Origin of the sequence: Dokdonia sp. (genome assembly GCF_039945015.1) — a bacterium.
In the GTDB taxonomy this organism is placed as follows: Bacteria; Bacteroidota; Bacteroidia; order Flavobacteriales; family Flavobacteriaceae; genus Dokdonia.
Window position 1 is genome coordinate 355,851 of sequence record NZ_JBDUXP010000002.1, and the last position, 21,102, is coordinate 376,952.

At 33.4% G+C, this 21,102-nt stretch carries 20 protein-coding genes; 7 read left to right on the plus strand and 13 right to left on the minus strand.

Annotated features, from left to right (window positions below; genetic code table 11):
• Positions 1–50 precede the first annotated feature (50 nt).
• From ABJD27_RS01690 to ABJD27_RS01720, 7 genes are all read right to left on the minus strand, one after another.
• A complete protein-coding gene (locus ABJD27_RS01690) occupies positions 51–1,040 on the minus strand; it encodes a hypothetical protein (protein WP_348173040.1) in 990 nt (329 codons plus the stop codon).
• Positions 1,041–1,194: 154 nt separating this feature from the next.
• Positions 1,195–2,670 (minus strand): Na+/H+ antiporter NhaC, encoded by a 1,476-nt coding sequence (gene nhaC, locus ABJD27_RS01695; RefSeq protein WP_348173037.1) that lies wholly within the window; start codon positions 2,668–2,670, stop codon positions 1,195–1,197.
• A gap of 121 nt (positions 2,671–2,791) precedes the next feature.
• Entirely contained in the window at positions 2,792–3,826 is a 1,035-nt protein-coding gene (locus ABJD27_RS01700) for a hypothetical protein (protein WP_348173034.1), read from the minus strand.
• A gap of 82 nt (positions 3,827–3,908) precedes the next feature.
• Entirely contained in the window at positions 3,909–4,730 is an 822-nt protein-coding gene (locus tag ABJD27_RS01705) for an AraC family transcriptional regulator (RefSeq protein WP_348173031.1), read from the minus strand.
• Positions 4,731–4,862: 132 nt separating this feature from the next.
• A complete protein-coding gene (locus tag ABJD27_RS01710; protein WP_348173028.1) occupies positions 4,863–5,093 on the minus strand; it encodes a hexameric tyrosine-coordinated heme protein in 231 nt (76 codons plus the stop codon).
• 221 nt (positions 5,094–5,314) lie between these two features.
• The gene (locus ABJD27_RS01715; protein WP_348173025.1) at positions 5,315–6,973 is read right to left on the minus strand and encodes a hypothetical protein; all 1,659 of its coding nucleotides are present in this window, start codon (positions 6,971–6,973) and stop codon (positions 5,315–5,317) included.
• A 191-nt stretch (positions 6,974–7,164) separates the two neighbouring features.
• A complete protein-coding gene (locus ABJD27_RS01720; RefSeq protein ID WP_348173022.1) occupies positions 7,165–9,330 on the minus strand; it encodes a S9 family peptidase in 2,166 nt (721 codons plus the stop codon).
• A 151-nt stretch (positions 9,331–9,481) separates the two neighbouring features.
• Here ABJD27_RS01720 and ABJD27_RS01725 point away from each other — a divergent pair, with 151 nt between their 5' ends.
• The gene (locus tag ABJD27_RS01725; RefSeq protein ID WP_348173496.1) at positions 9,482–10,723 is read left to right on the plus strand and encodes a multidrug effflux MFS transporter; all 1,242 of its coding nucleotides are present in this window, start codon (positions 9,482–9,484) and stop codon (positions 10,721–10,723) included.
• A 12-nt stretch (positions 10,724–10,735) separates the two neighbouring features.
• Here ABJD27_RS01725 and ABJD27_RS01730 read toward each other — a convergent pair whose 3' ends face one another.
• Positions 10,736–11,134: a Dabb family protein gene (locus tag ABJD27_RS01730; protein WP_348173019.1), complete on the minus strand. Its 399-nt coding sequence runs from the start codon at positions 11,132–11,134 to the stop codon at positions 10,736–10,738.
• A 68-nt stretch (positions 11,135–11,202) separates the two neighbouring features.
• Between ABJD27_RS01730 and ABJD27_RS01735 the strand changes: the two genes are divergently transcribed.
• Entirely contained in the window at positions 11,203–11,718 is a 516-nt protein-coding gene (locus ABJD27_RS01735) for a YceI family protein (protein ID WP_348173016.1), read from the plus strand.
• A 9-nt stretch (positions 11,719–11,727) separates the two neighbouring features.
• Here ABJD27_RS01735 and ABJD27_RS01740 read toward each other — a convergent pair whose 3' ends face one another.
• The 4 genes from ABJD27_RS01740 to ABJD27_RS01755 form a co-directional block, all read right to left on the minus strand.
• A complete protein-coding gene (locus ABJD27_RS01740; protein ID WP_348173013.1) occupies positions 11,728–12,450 on the minus strand; it encodes a DUF1223 domain-containing protein in 723 nt (240 codons plus the stop codon).
• Between the two features lie 107 nt (positions 12,451–12,557).
• A complete protein-coding gene (locus ABJD27_RS01745; RefSeq protein WP_348173010.1) occupies positions 12,558–12,926 on the minus strand; it encodes a hypothetical protein in 369 nt (122 codons plus the stop codon).
• Positions 12,927–13,089: 163 nt separating this feature from the next.
• The gene (locus ABJD27_RS01750; protein WP_348173007.1) at positions 13,090–15,147 is read right to left on the minus strand and encodes a pitrilysin family protein; all 2,058 of its coding nucleotides are present in this window, start codon (positions 15,145–15,147) and stop codon (positions 13,090–13,092) included.
• Positions 15,147–16,469, minus strand: coding sequence for a pitrilysin family protein (locus ABJD27_RS01755; RefSeq protein ID WP_348173004.1), 1,323 nt, complete (start codon positions 16,467–16,469; stop codon positions 15,147–15,149). Before ABJD27_RS01755 ends, ABJD27_RS01750 begins: the two co-directional genes overlap by 1 nt.
• 198 nt (positions 16,470–16,667) lie before the next feature.
• Between ABJD27_RS01755 and ABJD27_RS01760 the strand changes: the two genes are divergently transcribed.
• From ABJD27_RS01760 to ABJD27_RS01780, 5 genes are read left to right on the plus strand one after another with little or no spacing between them, the layout of a single operon-like run.
• Entirely contained in the window at positions 16,668–17,312 is a 645-nt protein-coding gene (locus ABJD27_RS01760) for a DUF4159 domain-containing protein (RefSeq protein WP_348173001.1), read from the plus strand.
• A gap of 3 nt (positions 17,313–17,315) precedes the next feature.
• The gene (locus tag ABJD27_RS01765) at positions 17,316–17,678 is read left to right on the plus strand and encodes a hypothetical protein (protein WP_348172998.1); all 363 of its coding nucleotides are present in this window, start codon (positions 17,316–17,318) and stop codon (positions 17,676–17,678) included.
• Complete coding sequence (locus tag ABJD27_RS01770; RefSeq protein WP_348172995.1) at positions 17,671–18,186, plus strand: TrmH family RNA methyltransferase; 516 nt, start codon at positions 17,671–17,673, stop codon at positions 18,184–18,186. The genes ABJD27_RS01765 and ABJD27_RS01770 overlap by 8 nt, the downstream gene beginning before the upstream one ends.
• 54 nt (positions 18,187–18,240) lie before the next feature.
• On the plus strand, positions 18,241–19,329 hold the full coding sequence (locus tag ABJD27_RS01775; protein ID WP_348172992.1) for an AI-2E family transporter: 1,089 nt from the start codon (positions 18,241–18,243) through the stop codon (positions 19,327–19,329).
• Positions 19,329–20,507: a class I SAM-dependent methyltransferase gene (locus ABJD27_RS01780; RefSeq protein WP_348172989.1), complete on the plus strand. Its 1,179-nt coding sequence runs from the start codon at positions 19,329–19,331 to the stop codon at positions 20,505–20,507. Before ABJD27_RS01775 ends, ABJD27_RS01780 begins: the two co-directional genes overlap by 1 nt.
• A gap of 78 nt (positions 20,508–20,585) precedes the next feature.
• Here the strand turns inward: ABJD27_RS01780 and ABJD27_RS01785 are convergent.
• Positions 20,586–21,102: T9SS type B sorting domain-containing protein (locus tag ABJD27_RS01785; RefSeq protein ID WP_348201991.1), on the minus strand; the 517-nt coding region annotated here is incomplete at its 5' end.

Sequence of the window (21,102 nt, forward strand, 5' to 3'; positions counted from 1 at the left end):
ACCAAATCATGACACCATAAAACGTTTCTTATAACATTGGTATTCCTGTATTATTGCTTTGTAAATTGGATTTTAACGGGAACGACTCCAAAATCACAATCTCCATCCCATCCTGAATACCCTTCTACAAACCATAATTCAAATGTGGTATCATCATCTAGATTTACAGGCGCATTCTCGACATCTGGACCTAATAATATAGGAGGGCCTCCAAAAGAAAATCCACCTTCAGGCCTGCACCAACTAAAAAAACTAGAGAGTTGATTCTTTCTAAATAAAATTTCATCACAACTTATGACAAACCTAAACGGGCGCTTTGGTTCGTTAAGACGTGACACAATATAATTGGCTTCAAAAACTCTTGTATTTGGGGACTCCCCTACGCTAATATTTACTGTATTTGATGGACCAAAAGTTGGGCCTATAGGACCATCTATAATTGATTGATAAGTATACGTTCCTACAAATTGCCCCGCAGCAATAGGCGCTGTAATATTAAGCGTATAACAAAATGGTGAACTAAAAATAGTATCAAATGCTATGATAGCAGATGATGATCCATCTTCAACAGAGAAGGAACGTCCATCGCTCAAATTAATAACCAAACGTAAAAGAAATTGATCTTTACATTGAATTAAATCGGCTTGGGTATTTGTAGACCCGATTAATTCTTCATAAGTCAACTCTAAGGTCGTTCTTGGTAAATCATTCGGACCAATTGCAAAAAAGTCTTGACCTAATGTTTTTACTAAAACCTCAGAGGTTGATTGGTTTCCATTATCAAAATTATTATCCTTAAAACGTGCATATACTTGTATATTATCTAATCCGTCTTGTGCTCCGATCTGTGCTTCTAGGTCTACACTAAAAGTGCTTGAAAGATCATCTAAGACTAAATCAGAATTGGTGAAATCTAAGGTTCTTATAAAGGCGCCTTCAGATACCCCATCATCAATTAGTTGAGTGGCTTTATCATCTTCAGAACAGGAGAATAGGAGACATAAGAAAATAACAATAGTAGTGATTGTAAAGATTTTCATAGGTTGGTGTGTTTAGCTTCTATGAAGCTACAGAAAATAGCATAAACTCAGGTAATACCTTATAAACTATTACTAATCGTGTTTCTCATACGAGTTATAAACGATATAACATAAGTATTGAATAGGGCTGTTTTTTCGCTTTCGCGAAAGCAAACTAAACATCTTCCTCCTCGTTTTCATCTTCTTCATCATTAGAAGGTTTTGAGGTATAAAAACATCCAATACCTAAAATAGCGAGTAAAGGGGCAATCACGATATTACTCAGAGAGAGAAATTGCCAATGCCAGTAATCGGCATAAGGGACACCAAGTGTCGCAACCATAAAGAGTGTCGTAGCTGTCCAAGGAATTAAGCTTTCCAGCATCGTCCCATAATCTTCTATAGATCTTGATAACACCCGTCTTGAGATCTTAGCTTGATCATATTTCTTTTTAAAAGCATCGCCTATAATAAAACTAGTAGCACTTTGATTGGATGTAATTGCGTTTGTAAATGCTGTTGATAGTAATGTAGATAGGATAATGGCATATTTTGCTTTCGCGAAAGCGAATACCTTATTTACAATTTTGGGCATCGCCTCTGTCACATCTATCGTTCCTATAAACGTAAGTGCCATCAGTGTAAAGACAATCACTTCATTGAGTTCGAAAAGCCCTCCCCTATTAAATAACGTTTGTAATTTATCTGGAATGTTTCCTGCCCAAGGTGCCATCGTGGTATCAAATCCATTTCTCAGTGCAGTCATCACAGTGCCTATATCAAAATCTTGGAAAATAAGTGCCAAAATACATGCCACAATAGAAGATGCTAGTAAGGTTGGTAAGGTGGCCATTTTCCTAAGCGAACCATACAGTACAACCAACGGTGGCACTAATAGTACTATATTAAACGAAAACATACGTTCTATAGCTTGTAGTATCTCTTGTGTCTCTGCACTTTCTGTAGCCGTGGTTACTGGCGGGTATATAAATCCAAGGATAAAGAAAAGAGTCATCGCTATAACAGCAGAAGGAACTGTTGTATACAACATCGACCGTATATGATCATAGAGGTTTACATCTGTTGCAATAGCAGCTAAGTTTGTCGTATCAGAAAGCGGTGAGAGTTTATCTCCCATAAAAGCACCGCCTATAATAGCGCCAGCTGTAATTCCCAAATGTGCATCTACCGTAGCAGCAACTCCTATAATTACCGTTCCTATGGTTCCTACAGAACCCCAAGAAGTCCCAGTTAATGTAGAGAACAATACCGGAATTAAAAATGCTAAAACATATATATAACTTGGATTGATAATCTTTATCCCGTAATAAATAAGCATAGGAATCGTCCCGCTAATAATCCAGGTACCTATGACCAAACCAATGGCAAATAGAATAAGTACCGCAGGAAATCCTTTGGCTAGTTTCTTTACAATGGCTTCTTGTATCGTTTTCCAAGTAAAACCAATACACAACAAATGCGTCGCTGAAAACACAGTGGCTAGTAAAAAAACAATTTCTAAAGGGAAAGCCTCTTTTTTAAATACTTGAGGTTGTATAATGAGACCATAAACAATCAGTGTCATCAAGAATAAAATAGGAAGCAACAAATGAATAAAACGTACTTCTTTTCTTGATGACGTTGCTGGCATATCGTATGGTTATAGTTGAGTCTCAAATATAACGAAATACTATAACCTTATTTTCACTCATATACATAAGTAAACACGATATAAAGATGCTGATTGTTTTAGGCCTCAAACTAGATAATCGTTATTCTTTAGTATGCTTTTCTGTTAATCTACGCCCTGTAGATATTGCATATGTCGGAGATCTAAATAGTAATACTGGATCATCTGAAGGTATGATTCCATCTTTCAATACTAAAGGATCAAAATTCTTATCGTTACAAGGACCTTCCATAGCAACAGCATCTATCGTTAGTACAGCTGCTACGATTTCTTTATGATTTCCAGTCCATATAGACGCAGCTTTATTAATAGCGTCATTTTCATTGGCAATGGTCACGACCATTTCCCAGGAAAGTGTCTTATTTCCAGTAAGTGCTTTCTCTGTTTCTTTATAGTAGTCAACTCCTTTTTCGCCATCTAGTCCTATTTTCTTATTTATAGGGATGAAAGACCATCGTACGGGCGTTTTTATGTCATTTTCATTTACAAAATAAAAAGAGTTCACACTATTAAATTGATGATTTGCATAATGAGTTAACTCTTGTTTAGGTTTCTTAGCATAATGTGCCTTGAAATTCTTAAATTCTGGATGTTCTTGTTTTAGCTTATCAAAGTCTTCTGCCTTCCCACTCACTTTAGCCTGCATAAGCTTTAAAAAACCTTCTGGAGTATTTACAGGAAAGAAATCTAATGTATTCATCGTTATATTATGAATGCTTCCATCTCCTAATTGAATCTCAAGAGCCATTCCATACTCCCCAGGAATACTTTCATCATTCTTCACGCCACCTTTATGAGAAAACCGACCCATCACTTGTAATGGTTTCTCACTAAAAATTGGACTTCTACTATATTCTCTTATCGTTGGGTCCTTTAAGGTAATTTCACCAGAAAAACAGAAGCCTGTAATATGATTACGTCTTTTTCCTGAATGTGTACCAAACTTCTTTTCAAAAGAATTAATTGTCTCGGGAGCAAGCTCTCCTGCAGATAGTGTTGTAGTCTCTACTTTATCTACACCCTTTTTAGAAACCTGTACTTCTTTCTCTTTTTTAGTATTACAAGAAATAAAGGCAACTAGTATACATAACATGAATAAGTTATTAATTGTTTTCATAGTAGTTTTTATTATTATTTACTACAAAAATAATGTCATCACCTCTTGTTATATAAGGAGAATATCACCAACATATAGATTATTAAATCAATCTGTTATGATGTAATTGTTTTCTGAATTCTATAGGAGAAATACCGCAGTACTTTTTAAATACACGACTAAAATATAACGGATCATTATATCCAATTTGGTATGCAATATCTTTAATAGGAAGATTGGTAAGAAAGAGCTTGTTTTTTGCACTTGCGACTCTCTTTAAATTCAGCAAAGTGATAAAACTATGTTTAAAATGTTTCTTACACAATCTATTAAATGTAGTTTGAGATACCTCTAATTGTTCGATATAGAATTCAGGCGATGATTGAGAACTAAAATGTTTATCAAGTAAAACTTCTATCTGATGATAAATTTTGTCCTTGCTTATTTGTTGTTGTTCTTGTTTTTCTTTTTTAATTCTAACAGCTTGAATCAAAAGCATTTTTAAATGACTTGCCACCATATCTAACTGCCCTATACGTTTATACTGTAGTTCTTCTAGTATAGAAATACAAAACTGTTTCAATTCATAAAATTCTGTATTAGAACATTTTACATTAGTGTCATTAAAGAAATTATTGAACAGTAATCCTTGACATCCTATGTCTTTTGCATGGATATCAATACAGAAAAAATCTGGATGAAATTGTATTAACTCTCCTTCAAAATCACCATATAATTCGATGATTTGATATGGGTAATAAAAAAAGACATTATGTGTTTTAATAATAATATCTCTACCATCTAACTTGATCGTACCATTTGCTTTTGTGAAAAAGAAAATGCCATAAAAATTAGGTCTATCAAAAAGGGACGAAACGATATGCTGCGATATAGATATCACAGAGAGTACCTTTTCCTTTTTCATATTTTGCAATATATGTTCCATCCCTTGATACGAAGCTACTTATTATTCTATAAACTTCTGATATCTTTTAAAGTTGATTTATTATACTTTCGTGAACCTGCCTGTAGGTAGGTTGGAGCGTATAAAAACCCCTTACTTCCAATAATTATTTGCAGCAGAAATAGTTTGAAAGTTTATTGCAATAACTTGTGATGCTGCTGTGAGTCCTGCTGCATCATTTGCATATACTGGGCGTAGTTTTTTAAGCACCTCCATATCAGGTTGTGTTGACTTTACTCCCATTCTTGATAGCTTAATCGCCAGTTCATATCCTTCTTGTGGTGTCTTGGTTAGTAGGCTTTCTAGCCAGATTGTAGTGTCCATATTTTATGTCATTGATTACACACACAAAAGTACTAGCATTCATCTATTCTTATAAGGAGCATAAAATCAATGTATGGACAAAATAGTCAATGTATATACTATCAAATGGTTTTACAAAAAAGAGACGGCCTGTAATGATACAGACCGTCTCTTCGGTTTATTTAAAGAATACGCTCCTACCTGCCGACAGGTAGGGTCGCGAAAGCGTATAAAACATACTTTTACTTATTTAATTTTGCTAGTCTTTTCTTTGCCGTGCTTGCTAAAGATCCATTAGGGTCAAGTGCTAAGAGTTTTTGATAGTTCTTTTTGGCATTATCTAGTTGTTTTGCTTGTTCTTGCGAACTCGCAAGGCTATATAATGCGCTTGTAGACTCAGGAAAAACTTGAGTAATGAGTTCTAAAACGTATAGACCTCCTTCTATATTCCCATTAGAGAATAAACGGTACCCAGCAGCTCCAAACTCTTCTTCAAAATTATAATACCTATATGCATCGTCGTTTGCGATCTTAACAGCTTCGCTTTTTACTTCGGCATATTTTCCAGCCATAAACAATTGCGTAAGATGCTCCATAGGGTTTAGAATAAAGTTCGTTTCTGTATAATTTACGGCGGCATCTAATACTGGGTCTTGGTTTGTGACATAATCATTAAAGGTCATTGCTACAGCAAGATGTGGTATGGTCCAATCTTTATTTTCCCACTGAGGCATATCTTGCCACCAAGCAAATGATAAATATGCATGTATCTTTGAATTAGGAAGTGTTACTCGCTTAGCATCTCCTAAAAAATTCTTATTCTCAGCAGTAGGTTCTCCTACAATAATAGCTTCTGTATAGTTTTCTATCTCATTTGTTAAGTTCTGACACGCTGAGAATGTATTACGCCCTATAAGATAAAAGAAAGTTCCTCGTTTATTGATCTCTGGACGTGCCAAAATCCCTTTTATAAGAGGTTTGTTGTTATAGTTATTTCCCCCTCCATTTAATCGAACATCATACACAAACTTCTCAACATCGTTTGCATCTATAAATGCAAATAAGCGCTTATAGAAATCTTTAAGGGATTCTTCTTTATCATCAAATACAGAGCTTTGACGTACATATAGTGTTTTAGAATCTTCTAAGTATTCAAAAAAGAAAAGTTTCTCCTGGAGTTTTTTAAGATATAAAGGCGTTTCCTCTTGTTGACGCACACTTATCCAGTTTTCATTAGGAATTGTAAATCCATAATCTCTAGATACTTCTTTTAATGGAACCGATGTAAATGTATGTGTAAACATCTTTCCATCTTTTTCAAGCGTCAAAGAAACATTCTCAGAATATTCTGGAATAACGCCTTGCGCGTGTAATATAGAAGGGACAGTTAGAAATCGTAATCCATATGCCTTAAAATATTGATCATTTTCTACAGGAACAACTGGTCGTATTGCTTTTAAAGCATCTGCTACAGGGGTATTACCTATTTTAATTAGTTTAGCTCCTAATACAGATTTGTTATTATTCTGAACCCCCTCTATAAAAATACCATCTTCAAAATGATATAAGTTTATAGGTAGTACAGCATCCTTTGCTAGGGTACTAAACGTAATTTGGGTATGTCCATATTCAAAAAGCGAAACCATACGTGTAAGGCCTACTTTAACTTCGTGTTCTTGCAAATTTGGGATTTGATCACGAAACTTTGCTACTTCAGTATCCCATTGAGTTTGATCTATCTTTTTAAATAATGACGGAAAATCATTATGTACTCGTTCCTGTAAGTAATCTAGATCTTCTTGCCATTGCTGACTCGTGAGCGATTCTTGAGCAAGAAGAATACCTGTATGTAGTAAGAATAAAAGCGGTAAGAGGACTAATTTGATGGTATGATGTTTCATGATTGATTGATTTGATTGAGTACAAAAGACCTACTTTATTACACAATCTCTAAAAACAATCTACTGAAGTGTCGTAATAAGGTGTTGAATTGTCTGGTACGCTTTCGCGAAAGCGTATAACACCTATCAATCATTAAAAATGATCTCTATTCTTTTATAAAAATGATAAAACTGATTTAAAACAGAATTATTTATTCTGTAATGCCTTCCAAATCTAAGATAAAAGCATAGTATAAAGCATCTTTCTTATAACGTTCGAAACGTCCAGATGCTCCTCCATGACCACTTTCCATATCACAATCTAAAAGAAGAAGATTTTCATCTGTTTTATATTCACGTAACTTCGCAACCCATTTTGTGGGTTCCCAATATTGAACTTGACTATCCCAATATCCAGTAGTGACTAATAAATTAGGATATTCTTTAGCTTCTACATTATCATAAGGAGAATATGATATCATATAATCATAATATTCTTTATCTTTTGGATTTCCCCACTCATCAAACTCAAAAGTGGTTAAAGGAATTGTTTCATCCCACATAGTAGAAATAACATCTACAAAAGGAACTGCAGCTACAACTCCGTTCCAAAGTTCTGGTTTCATGTTTATAATTCCTCCCATCAATAACCCTCCTGCACTACCGCCTATTGCATAAAGGTGTTTTGGGCTTGTATACTCTTCTTTAACAAGAAACTCTCCTACATTTATAAAATCTGTAAATGTATTTTTCTTTTTTAATAATTTACCATCATCATACCAATACCTTCCCATTTCTTGTCCTCCTCTTACATGGGCCATTGCGTAAACAAAACCTCTATCCAAAAGACTAAACCTATTATTTCTAAAAGAGGGTTCTATACTACTACCATAAGAACCATAAGCATATAATAATAAGGGGGTATCCTTATTAATTTCAATTCCTTTTTTATACACTATAGATACAGGTATTTTAGTCCCATCGTTTGCAGTAGCATATAAACGTTCTGAAGTATAGTTGTTCTTAGAGAAATTAGGATCTACTATTTCAGTTTCTTTTAAAACAGTCTCATCTTTTGTATCCATATTATAGTCTATGATACTAATCGGTGTAGTTAAAGAGGTATAACTATAACGTAAAAGATTTGTATCAAAAGAAACGTTTCTATATAAACTTGTCATATAGGCTGGATCATTAAACTTAATATAATGATCATTATCACCATTTTGTTTCATAACACGAAGCGCTAATAAACCATCAATGCGTTCATGTATTGCTAAGTGATTTTTAAATACTTCAAAATCTTGTAATAAAACATCTTCACGATGTGAGATAACATCTTTCCAATGTTCTTTTGAGGTTGCATTAATAGGTGTTGTAACCAATTTAAAATTTTGAGCATTTAAATTGGTCCGGATATAAAAAGAATCATCATAATGATCTACATAATATTCTAAATTTTTCTCTCTTGGTTGTATTATTTCCCAATTTCCATTTGGAGTATCTGCAGAAAGATAACGGTGCTCTGTAGATAATGTACTATAACTATTAATCATAATATAATCAGTAGATTTAGACTTCGTGACAAAGCTAAAAAAAGTATCATCCTTCTCCTCAAATACTAATTGATCTTCTGATTGGTGCGTTCCTAATACATGCTTGTAAATTTTATTTGATCTAAGTGATACCGTATCTTTTGTAGTATAAAAAACTGTCTTATTATCATTTGCCCAAACACCAATGCCTGTAGTGTTTTTAAGAAGATCTGGTAAAGTTTCTCTTGTTTTCAAATTTTTAAAATGAATCGTGTATTGGCGTCTCGAAACTGTGTCTACCCCATAGGCTAATAATTCATTATCAGGACTTATATTTCTATTTCCTATATCAAAATATGCAAGTCCGCTTGCCATTTCTGGGCCGTTAAGTATAATTTCTTCATTTGTATTTTCTCCTATTTTTTTTCGATAATAAATTAAATAGTCATTTCCTTCTTTATACTTATTATAGTATGAATATCCATTTAAAGTATAAGGAACAGAAGATTCATCTTTTTTAATTCGTCCAATTATTTCATTATAAATCTTCTCTTGTAGTTTTTCTGTATGCTTTAAGGTTGCATCTTTATAATTGTTTTCCTCTTTAAGGTACTCGAGAACATCCTGAGTTTGTTGATCTGGATGTTCTGAGTTTTTTTGTTCATCGGTTAATCGCATCCAGAAGTAATCGTCTACACGACTCTTATCATGTTCTAAAAGTTCAGTACTTACTTTTTTAGCTACAGGTCTATCTAAAATATTTTCAGATTGGTTTTCTATAGATTCATTTTTACATCCAATAAAAACAAGAGCAATTAAAAAATAGAAGATTCTAGTATTCATAGTATAAATTATTTTTCAGGAAACATAAAAATAGGTTTATTTAATTGAATTTCTATTGTAGTGTATCCTACATTTAAAAATTCTATTTCTACAGCTCTCCTATCAGAATTATATTTAGAAGTAGATTCCGTTTATTTTGCGATCTTTCTTCATTAGTCTAGGAGTATTCGTCTATTTTTGCATCGTGAAAAAAAGGTCCCAATTTGAGTTTGTCACCTTAATGGCATCATTAATGTCTATTGCTGCATTAGCACTAGATGCGCTACTTCCAGCGCTTGACACTATTGGTCTTGCAATAGGGATAAAGGATAGTGTAGATAACCAATTACTGGTGGTAGCCATTTTCTTAGGTCTTGGAGTTGGTCCTTTATTTTTTGGTCCTTATTCAGATAGTATTGGTCGTAAACCTATTGTATACATGGGATTTGCATTATTTATAGGGGCTAGTTTTATTTGTGTGTATGCACAAAGCCTCGAAATGATGCTTCTGGGACGTGTTTTACAAGGCATTGGTCTAGCAGCTCCTAGAACCATTAGTATTGCTATTATTCGGGATATGTATAGTGGCGACTATATGGCTCGTATTATGTCATTTATCACAGTTGTTTTTATACTTATTCCTGTGATAGCTCCTGCTTTAGGGAAGCTCATACTTATACAGTTTAATTGGCAAGCTATTTTTTATGTTCAAGTATTGTTTAGTATCATAGTCTCTATATGGTTTTGGAAACGACAACCAGAAACGCTAAAACTTGAAAATAAGATTCCATTTACAGGAGTTTCTTTTATTCAGGGCTTTAGAGAAGTGCTTTCACAAAAAACGACCATGGCTTACACTATTATTTCTGGATTTATTGTAGGAACTTTTTTGGTATATCTAAGTGCATCTCAGCAAATTTTTGAATTACAATATGGGTTAAAGGATCAGTTCCCATATATTTTTGCAACAACTGCGTTTTCTATAGGTCTTGCTATTTACCTTAACGGAACGCTTGTACTTCGCTTTGGAATGAAACGATTGGTACATACATCACTTTTCTTTTTTCTATTTACAGCGCTTTTATATACGGTGTTATTTTACTCGGGAGAAAACCCTCCTGTATGGGTATTAATCGCTTTTTTCTGTCTACAGTTTACATCTATTGGGTTTCTCTTTGGAAATATAAGAGCACTTGCGATGGAACCTTTAGGACATATTGCAGGAATGGCAGCAGCTATTACTGGGTTTATCTCTACGATGATGGCAGTTCCTATAAGTATTTATATAGGAAGTTTTGTCAAAACGTCTGCCCTTCCAATTTTTGTTGGTTTTTCAATTGCAGGAGTCGTATCAATATTCATTATTACTTGGCTTAAAAAGGTAAATACCTTAGAACCAAGCGAAGTATCTTAAGTATTGGACAAATTATTTTAGGTTTTCACTATCATATACGATGACTTTAGACCATAAATGAGATGATTCGGCTATAAATTGTTTATGTGCAGGCTCTTCTTGGTATTGATCTTGTGTTGCTTTATCCTTAAAAGTTAGTAATAAACTATAGGTATAACTATTGTCTATTACGTCCCTATTGGTCTTGGCAGGAACTCCTATATGTTTTGTTGTGATATATGGAGATTGATTTATAAAATTTGTGAGCGAAGTTTTAAATGCTTCTCTATCCTCAGAATGATCAGGGTTATGTAGCCAAAAATAGACTGTATGCGCGAAATCACCTTGTATGGTAGTTGTAGTTCCTGTCTTATCTGAACAACTGGTATATCCGATGAGTAGGATAAAGAAAATTGCTATTTTGAGTTTCATACGTTAGTTTTTAAACTTTAAGAGAACTAATGTAGTACATTTATATATTGATTATCCATAGTTGTATTATGAAAATATCCATTTTATATGTTTTTCTATTATGTAGTTCCCTTACACTTGCACAAGAACTTACTATAGATGAGGACAATACTCATATCTCTTTCTATTTTCAAGATCAAGAAGTTTCTGGTACGATGAGTGACTTTATTTTTATGGGACAAATTGATTTAGATGCAATTGAAAGCGCAACCATCTCAGGGTCTGTAGCTTCAGAAAGTTTGGATACAGACAATTGGTTTCGCAATAGGCATTTGCGAAGTACAAAGTATTTTTCTTCCAAAACACACCCTCGCATATATTTTAAAAGTACGCTTATTGAATCTACTGGTCAAGGTTTTCGCGTAAGCGGCACATTAACCATTAAAGGAATTACTCAAGAGATTACATGGTTTTTTAAGAATAAAGCAGATACAACCTTTGTTGGAACTACGACTATCAACACACAAGATTTTGATATTTATGTGTATGATAAGAGATCTCGTAATGAAGTGTCTATAATGATTACAATTCCATATAAAAAGTAAGTTAAAGGTTTATATAGCCTTTGTAATAGCACTTACAATACCAACATTTGTTTTTGTAGCATACGCGACTATAGAAAGTTGATCACTTGCTTCTACCCAACTAGGAATATGCAACGTTACTTGTCCAGATGTAGCATATCTATGTATTGTTTGCTCTGCAATAACGATGTGTGTGTTTTTTAACGTCTTATTTCTATTTTCACCTCGTTTTATTTGGGTTGTTTTCTCGTTTATAGCAATAACAAATGTAAGTTCATTAGCTTGTGTTGCATCTGAAATTGTATAATCTACAGCAATTTCTTTGTCTTTTTTGCGAATATTAGATACTGTAATGCTTATAGGCAATACGTGCTCATTTTTAGATTTTAAAACACGATATATGGATGATTTATCTGAGCCTGTATAATGACTACGCCCATTAATTACGGCTTGTGGTGTATATACACCACGTGATCTAAATTTTTCGGCATAACCATATTGCTTCTTTGTGAATGCTTGTGTTGCAAAAGGATCTTTCCACCCAATATAATCCCAATAATCTACATGATATGAAAGCGTAATAACATCTGCTCCATATGTGTTTTTGATTTCTTCTAGAAGTGCGTCTGCAGGAGGACAACTACTACAACCTTGTGAAGTAAATAACTCAATTACAGTAGGTGTTTTTTGTGCAAATAAACCTGTCTGAAATAAGAGAATAAAGAGCAGTGTAATTTTATGAGAGTGACGCATAGTATTCTTTTTTAATAAAATGAGTCTTTAGAATACAGATAGCCTTACGTTAGAAAGCAAAAAACTCGGCATTGCCGAGTTTTAATATGATATATTCTAATGGTATATTAGAATTTACTTTTTGATGAATTGGTGCTACTAGTAGGGGCTATAGAAAGTGTTTTTTGTTGCACAACCATACGATGTTTGTATATAGCATTACGTTGTTCCTGAGTAAAATATGTATTCATATCTACATTTTTAATAGGATTTGCATTTGAATCTTCTGCAAGTATTTCTGTTTTAGATTCTTCATTATATATTAAAAGCTTTGTTAAAAGCTCTTTTTGAACATCTGTAAATTTTACTTCTAAGGTGATTGCTTGTACTTTGGCTTGTACATCTTTTTTAATTTGTTCAGCAGTAACAGTAGGTTGTTGTGCTTGAACAGATACATAAGCTAGACAGCCTATGATAAGTAATATTGCTTTTTTCATAATGTAGGTACTTAATAATTTGGGTTGGGTAAATATAGTAAAATATTAATTATACTCTTTTTGAAGGGGTTTTTGAGTTCGCTTTCGCGAAAGCGGATATAGAATAATAAAAAAAGGACTAGTGTCACACTAGCCCTTTTAATGTATTTAAAATGTTTGATTCTTAATCAAAATCTTGATCAGAGACTCCTTCATTTACTTTGATTTCTGTGACATTAAAATCAAATTTTTGAGGCCCAAAAGTTTGAGAAAGCACAAATGGAAATTTAATCCCTTCAAGGTCTTTATACTCACTATACGAAAGCGTTTGTGTGCCCGCTGGAGTTGTCGTAGTTTCTTGGACTTTTAGTCCAGTTTTAACACTGTATGCTATTGTTTTTTCGTCAGAGACTCTAAGAATATAAGCATCTTCTCCATTTACCTTTTCTATTTTTTCAAGGGTAACACCTCCATTTAGCCAGTTTACTTCTGGAAAGGGTGATGACTCTGTTTGTATTTGTTTAAGTTCTTCTTCAGAAAGGTCTTTACGCTGTCCACGAGCAACTACATATCCTTTATTTCCGTCGACTACTTGCTTAGACATAGAATTTCCAGCCATCATAATGTCTTGAACAAATTGATTTTTGGTTGTCTTTTTAAGTTCTAGATTTAAGATTTGCCCTTGTATAGATGCTTCTGCTTTTATCAATACAGAATTTACATTTGTAATGGCATTGGTCCCTCCGATAGCATCTATATAACTTTGTAATACTTTAGTCACATTTACATCTGCAGGAATTTCCTTTTTATATTCAGGTTTAGCAATTTTCTTTCCTGTTTTGTCATAATAGTTGACTTTTAATTTTTCACCATTAATAACAATGTTTTCTAAGTTTTCTGCTACTTCACTTCCTTTACCTGTAACAACAATCTGAGCATTATCACCTTGGAAGTATTTTTGAGCAGCATTTTGTACATCTCCTTTAGATACCTTGTTTATATTAGAAAGGTAGTTTTTGTAGAAATCTTTAGAAAGACCTCTCGTCTCAATGTTATATGCATAGTTTGCAATTGTTTGTGGACGTTCTAAGGCGAGTACAAAGTCTCCAACATACTTTGCCTTAGCATTTGCAAGCTCTTCATCAGAAACAGGTGTAGATCCTATTTTTTCGATTTCTTTTACAAATTCTACAACAGCACTATCTGTAACTGCATTACGTACACTTGCCGAAGCACTAAAACGACTTACAGTCTTTTCATTACTCCCTATCCTTGAATATGCTCCATAGGTATAAGCTTTATCCTCACGTAAGTTATTAAACAAACGTGCTTCTCCTCCTCCACCTAAGATTTTATTTGCAATGAGTGTTGGAAAATAATCTGAATCACTCATTTTAAGAGATACCGTATTTTGAACTGCAATTTCAGATTGCACAGCATTATCCATCTCTACAAAATCAATTTCTGTTTTTGATGGGTTTTTAGGCGTACCAAATGATGTTGTAGGAATAACTCCTGTTTCCCATTTTTTAAAATTTTTCTTTACTGCCTTTTGTACATCTTTAAAATTAACATCTCCTATAATGATAAGATATGCATTATTAGGACGGAAATAATCGCTATGAAACTTGGTTACATCAGCAAGAGTTACATTGTTAATGGTCTCTTCCGTTGTATATTCTCCATACGGATGATCTGCTCCATACGCAAGTAATCCTTGTACACGACCCGCTATTGCAGAAACGCTTTTTTCATTACTCTTAATTCCTTCTATGATACGTTCACGTTCTTTATCAAACTCTTCTTGTGTGAAATTTGGATTGATTCCTGCGTCTGCCATCAATTCTAAAATACGTTCAAAGTATTTTGATAATCCATTGGCAAAAGCGCTTTGAGAACCAAAATTAATTGAAGAACCTAAGAAATCTACTTCTTCATTAAAATCATCCTTTGAGATAGTTTGTGATCCTTTCCCAAGTAATGAAGACACAAGATCTGAAGTTCCTGCCTTGTCTCCTTCTACAATAAGAGGATTATCCATCGTAAGTTGAATAGACACTCTAGGAAGTTTATGGTTCTCTACAACCAATACTTTAAGTCCGTTTTTAAGGGAAAATGTATTTGGGTCTTGTAAATTAATCGTAGGAGCTGGTCCTGGTTCAGGTTGCTTACTACGATCTATTTGTGCAAATGATGCCGTTACCAGTAGTAAAAAGGCACCTAGTATAATATTCTTTTTCATTAGTTTTCTTTTGCAGTTTCTGGTAAATATTCTAAAATAATGCGTTGTTCCTTCTGCAAATACTTTACAGCTGCAGCTTTGATTTCTTCGCGAGTAATAGAACGATAAATATCAATTTCATTATTGATTAAACTCGTATCATCATAAAGCATATAATAAGTAGCCAGTGATCCTGCTATCCCTTCAACACTACTATTTGAGTTTACAAAACGGTTTTCAAACTTGTTTTGTAGTTTTTGATAATCACGCTCTGAGATTAATTCTGTTTGCATTTTTACAATCTCCTCGTCCATTTCTCCGATAAGATCATCCAAGCTAACATCACCTAATGGTAATCCTCCAATAAGATATGAACCATAATCTTCTTGCGCATTACTAAAAGCAAAGACTTGTAATGCCATTTTCTTATCATCTACTAGCTTTTTATAAAGTCTAGAACTAGGACCATCACTTAATACAGAAGAAACCATATTAAGTACATAGGCATCTCTATCTGTTTGTGCAGGTGTTCTGTACCCTAAGAAAATAGCAGGTATTTGAATATTTGGATCATATACCTTTTTTCTAATATTTCCAGAGATTGGATCTTCTATAAACGTATTACGTTTAATATCTTTTCCTCTTGGAATAGGTCCAAAATAATCTTGAATCATTTTTTTTGTGCTAGCCATTTCAAAATCTCCAGCTACAACAAGTACCGCATTGTTAGGTACATAATAGGTCTTATTAAAATTCCTAAAGTCTTCTAATGAAGCACTAGCTAGGTGATCTAACGATCCTATAGTAGACCATCTATATGGGTGTTTTGTAAATAATAGTTTTCCAATTTCTTCTTGAAATCTTCCGTAGGGAGCATTATCTACACGTAATCTACGTTCCTCTTGTACCACTTCTTTTTGAGTATCAACTCCTATTTGATTAATGATAGGATGTAATAAACGCTCAGATTCCAACCATAGCCCTAACTCTAAATTATTTGATGGAAATACTTCATAATAATACGTTCTGTCTTGAGATGTGTTTGCATTATTACGTCCTCCATTTGAGGTAACAATTTTAAACCATTCCCCACGCTCTACGTTTTCTGTACCTTCGAAAAGAAGGTGTTCAAAAAAGTGTGCGAAGCCAGTTTTTGTCGGGTCTTCATCTTTTGCACCTATATGATACATCACTGATGTGGTTACAACTGGCGCACCATTATCCTGATGTAGGATTACATGCATTCCATTGTCTAAATCATACTCCTCATAATTCACTTTTTGGGCGTTCATAGCAAATCCCATTAGTAGCAAAGAAGTAACTGCAAATACAGTCTTTTTCATAGTTTTTATATTAAATTATAATTTGTGTAATAAGTAGTTATTTTCATAAAATGTTACACATCTAACGTAAAAATAATTCCAAAAAATCTAGTATGCCTATTATTCATATAATTATCAAAATTTTAACATCCTAAGAATCCTCTAAAATGAGTTATAAAATTTATTTTTATATGTACATTAGTGTTATAAATAGGCTTTATGAGAATTATTGTTTTATGTAGTATATTGTGTTTAAGTTTTTCAACTATACAATCTCAAAATCTTGCTGTTTTAAAATATAAAGGTGGTGGTGATTGGTACTCCAACCCTACTTCTATACCAAATCTTATTACATTTTGCAATGAGAATATTAGTACAGCTATGGATGGAAAACCAGATACTGTAGATCCTGGAAGTGTTGATATTTTTCAATATCCTCTAGTTCATATGACAGGACATGGAAACGTCTTTTTTTCTGACGAAGAAGCAGAAAACTTGCGTAACTACCTACAAAGCGGTGGTTTTTTACATATAGATGATAATTATGGAATGGCAGAATACTTACCAAAAGAACTTAAGAAAGTATTTCCTGATCAGGAACTTGTAGAATTACCAGCTTCACATCCTCTTTTTTCAATAGCTTATAAGTTTCCTCAAGGATTACCAAAAATTCATGAGCACGATGGTAAACGCCCTCAAGCACTAGCATTGTATTCAAATAATAGAATCGTAGTGTTATTTACTACAGAAAGTGACCTCGGTGATGGTTGGGAAGATCCAGAGGTTCATAATGACCCAGCGTCTGTGCGTCAAAAAGCATTACAAATGGGAGCAAATATCGTTAAGTATGCATTTGAAAATTAACAAATGAAACTATATTACTATTGTAGTTCTTGCCAAGAAGAAAACAGTTTTAAAACAAAGGCCACCAATCGTTTTGAACTTCAGACAGAAAGAGGTAATACCATTCATGAGCGATGTAAACATTGTGGCATTGTAGTAAAACGCCGTATTAATAGAGTTCATGCAAAACCTAATAAATGGATGTTAATTATTGGTGGACTTATAGGTATATCCCTTACAATCATGGCTATAGTTTTTACACTTGCAGTTTCACTTTTTGTGGTAGTTATTTCAATTCCTATTATAAGTAGTATTCCATTTATTGCTTGGAGAGAGCAAGATAAAAAGGCAAGTGCCTTTAATAAAGTAATGGTAAAGGATGGATAATAATCAACTTACGCATGAGAGTCATAAAAATAGTGCTATAACTAGAGATATTATACTGCTATGTGATCATGTCAAAAGCCCTGCTAATATTGGAGCTATTTTCCGTCTTGCAGATGCATTTGCAGTCTCAGAAGTTATTTTTTGCGGTACGAACATTGATCTCACGAGTAGTAGACTTAAAAAAACAGCAAGAAATACACAGGAAAATGTTCGTTTTCACGAAAGTGAAACCCCAATCAAAAAATTAAAAGAATTACATACAAAAGGATATACAAGTATTGCTTTAGAAATAACATCTCAGAGCATGCCTATACATTCTTTTGATGTTACTGTGTATGATAAACTAGTCTTGGCTATTGGCGATGAACGACACGGTATATCACCAGAAGTATTAAATAGCATACATCACACGCTTCATATTCCAATGTATGGACATAATAGTAGTATGAATGTTGCTCAGGCAACAGCCATTGCCCTATATAATCTGCGTGTAGAAGTAACAAAATAAGCAAGCAACCGTCAAACCAACTATGACATTTGTCAAATCATTATATTTATAGGGATGAAATCAAATACAATCACATACGGCATTTTACGAGCTGTCGGTATTTTAGCTGGAATTATACTCTTACTTTATTTTTTATACGCAATACGTAGTGTCTTGGCATATATTGTCATAGCATCTATTATTTCGCTTATTGGTAGACCTATCATTCGTTTTTTAAGAAAACGTTTAAAATTTAAAAACGGTCTTGCTGTTGGATTTACGATGCTCATTATTTTTGGAATCTTATTAGGCATTATGGCTATGTTTATTCCACTTATAGCAGAGCAAGGACAAAACTTATCACTACTTAACCTGGATAGTTTAAAAAACGATTTGTCATCTTTATTTAATCAGATAAATACTTATTTTTCTGATAGAAATATTGATTTATTCAAGACATTAGAAAGTATGGATCTAGGTTCAACCTTTAGTTTTGGTGCCATTCCAAATCTACTTAATAGTCTTTTAGGAACTTTAGGGTCTTTAAGCATTGGATTATTCTCCGTCATTTTTATTACGTTCTTCCTATTAAAAGATAGTGCTCTACTCCATCAAGGTATTATGACTCTTGTTAAGGATAATAATGAATACAGAGCTACACAATCATTTAATAAAATTAAAGATTTATTATCTCGTTATTTTCTAGGACTACTACTTCAGATCCTTGTATTATTTATATTATACACAACCATTTTATTGATTTTTGGAATTAAAAATGCACTTGTCATTGCTTTTTTATGCGCATTGCTTAACCTTATTCCATATGTAGGTCCATTAATTGGGGGTGTTATTATTATGGTTCTTTCTATGTCTAGCAATCTAAATATGGATTTTCAAACAGTCATTTTGCCTACAACGATCAAAGTAATGGTAGGATACTTTATTGCTCAACTTATTGACAACTTTATAAGTCAGCCATTTATATTTAGTAATAGTGTAAAATCACATCCCTTAGAGATTTTTCTCATCATCATTATTGCAGGATTATTATTTGGAGTAGTTGGTATGATTGTCGCAATCCCTGTATATACCGCTCTTAAGGTTATTGCAAAAGAATTTGTTCCTAATTGGAAGATTGTACAAAAGCTCACTAAAAACTTGTAATGAATCTAGCACTGGTAAGACCTGATGTTCAAGAATATTTAGAAGAACATCTCCATAGTCCAATTGCAACTTTTATATTTAAAGGAAGTCCATTTCCTGAAATTACAATTCAAGAACTAGCGCAGCAACTAGAAGGTAAACGTCGTATAAAATCAAAATTACCATTATGGTACGAGACCAAAGGAATCCTCTTTCCTCCTAAAGTAAATATAGAACAAACATCATCTCAAGTAACAGCTCAGTATAAAGCCAGTTTATTAAAAGGGGAATCTATAATTGATATCACAGGAGGGTTCGGTATTGATAGTTATTATTTTTCAAAAGTAATTCCTAATGTTACTCATGTGGAGGTAAATGAGAAGATATCCGCTTTCGCGAAAGCGAACTTCGAAACCCTAGAAGCCACAGGAATCACCTGTATTACTGATCATAGCATAGAGTATCTATCTAATCAAAACCTGTATTTTAATACCATTTATGTTGACCCTGGAAGACGTACAGATGCAAAAGGGAAAGTTTTTATGCTTAAAGACTGTCTGCCTAATGTTCCAGAACATTTAGACATATTATTGTCAAAATGTACTACCCTATGGATTAAAACAGCTCCTCTACTTGATATTGCCGCTGGATTAAGTGAACTTAAGAATGTTTCTGAAATACATATTGTAGCAGTAAAAAACGAAGTAAAAGAACTTCTATGGTGTTTGAAACAAGAAAACAGTCAAGATGTATGTGTACATACCATTAATATTATTGGAGATAAAAAAGATCTGACAACTTTTACTCTTGATACTATGCTTACTGCCGAAGCGACTTATGAATTCCCAAAATCCTATTTATATGAACCCAATGCTTCATTATTAAAATCTGGAGCTTTTAATTGGATAAGTAATCATTACAATATTGATAAATTACAACAAAACACACAATTATATACTAGTAATAAACTAATCTCTTTTCCTGGAAGAAGTTTCAAAATCAATACAATACTACCTTATAACAAACAGTTTAAGAAAACACTTGGTATTCAGAAAGCGCACATAACTACAAGGAATTTTGGAATATCTGTTGCCGAACTTCGTAAGAAATTTAAAATTTCTGATGGAGGTGATACCTATCTCTTTTTTACAACATTACTAGATACTAAAAAAGTTGTTTTAGTATGTGAGAAAACATAACAATCTTTTCCATAAAAAAACCTCCTAGTGATTATACTAGGAGGCTTTCTTTTATAGTATTCTCTTTTTAAAAGAGTCTTATCTTTTTAAGGTAAAGTGCCCTACAAATTCTCTTTGAGTGAATTCTCCATCTGGTTCTGTAAAGTTAACTCTAAACCAATAATCATCCGATTGTAATGGTTGACCATTAAAGGTACCATCCCATCCTTCACTAGTTGGGCTCAACTGTTTGATCAACTTCCCAAAACGATCAAATATGTAAATCTTCGCATTTAGATTTGGTGCCACTCCAATTCCTATGATATTCCACGTATCGTGGAAACCATCTGCATTTGGAGTAAGGAATCTTGGGTAATCTATAATTCCAATGACCACCTCTGAGATACTACACTCTCCTGAGATTCTACGCCCAAATACTGTATGCTCCCCTGGAGGTACTCCTGTAAAGGTCGTACTTGATTGGAAAGGACCATCATCTATAGCATATTCAAAATCCTCTGGACTGCTATTAAATGCACTCACATAGGTAACCTCTACCGTATAAAGACCTCCTGGATTAAATGAACTCTCTACAACTTCTGCTGTAAAGACAGGT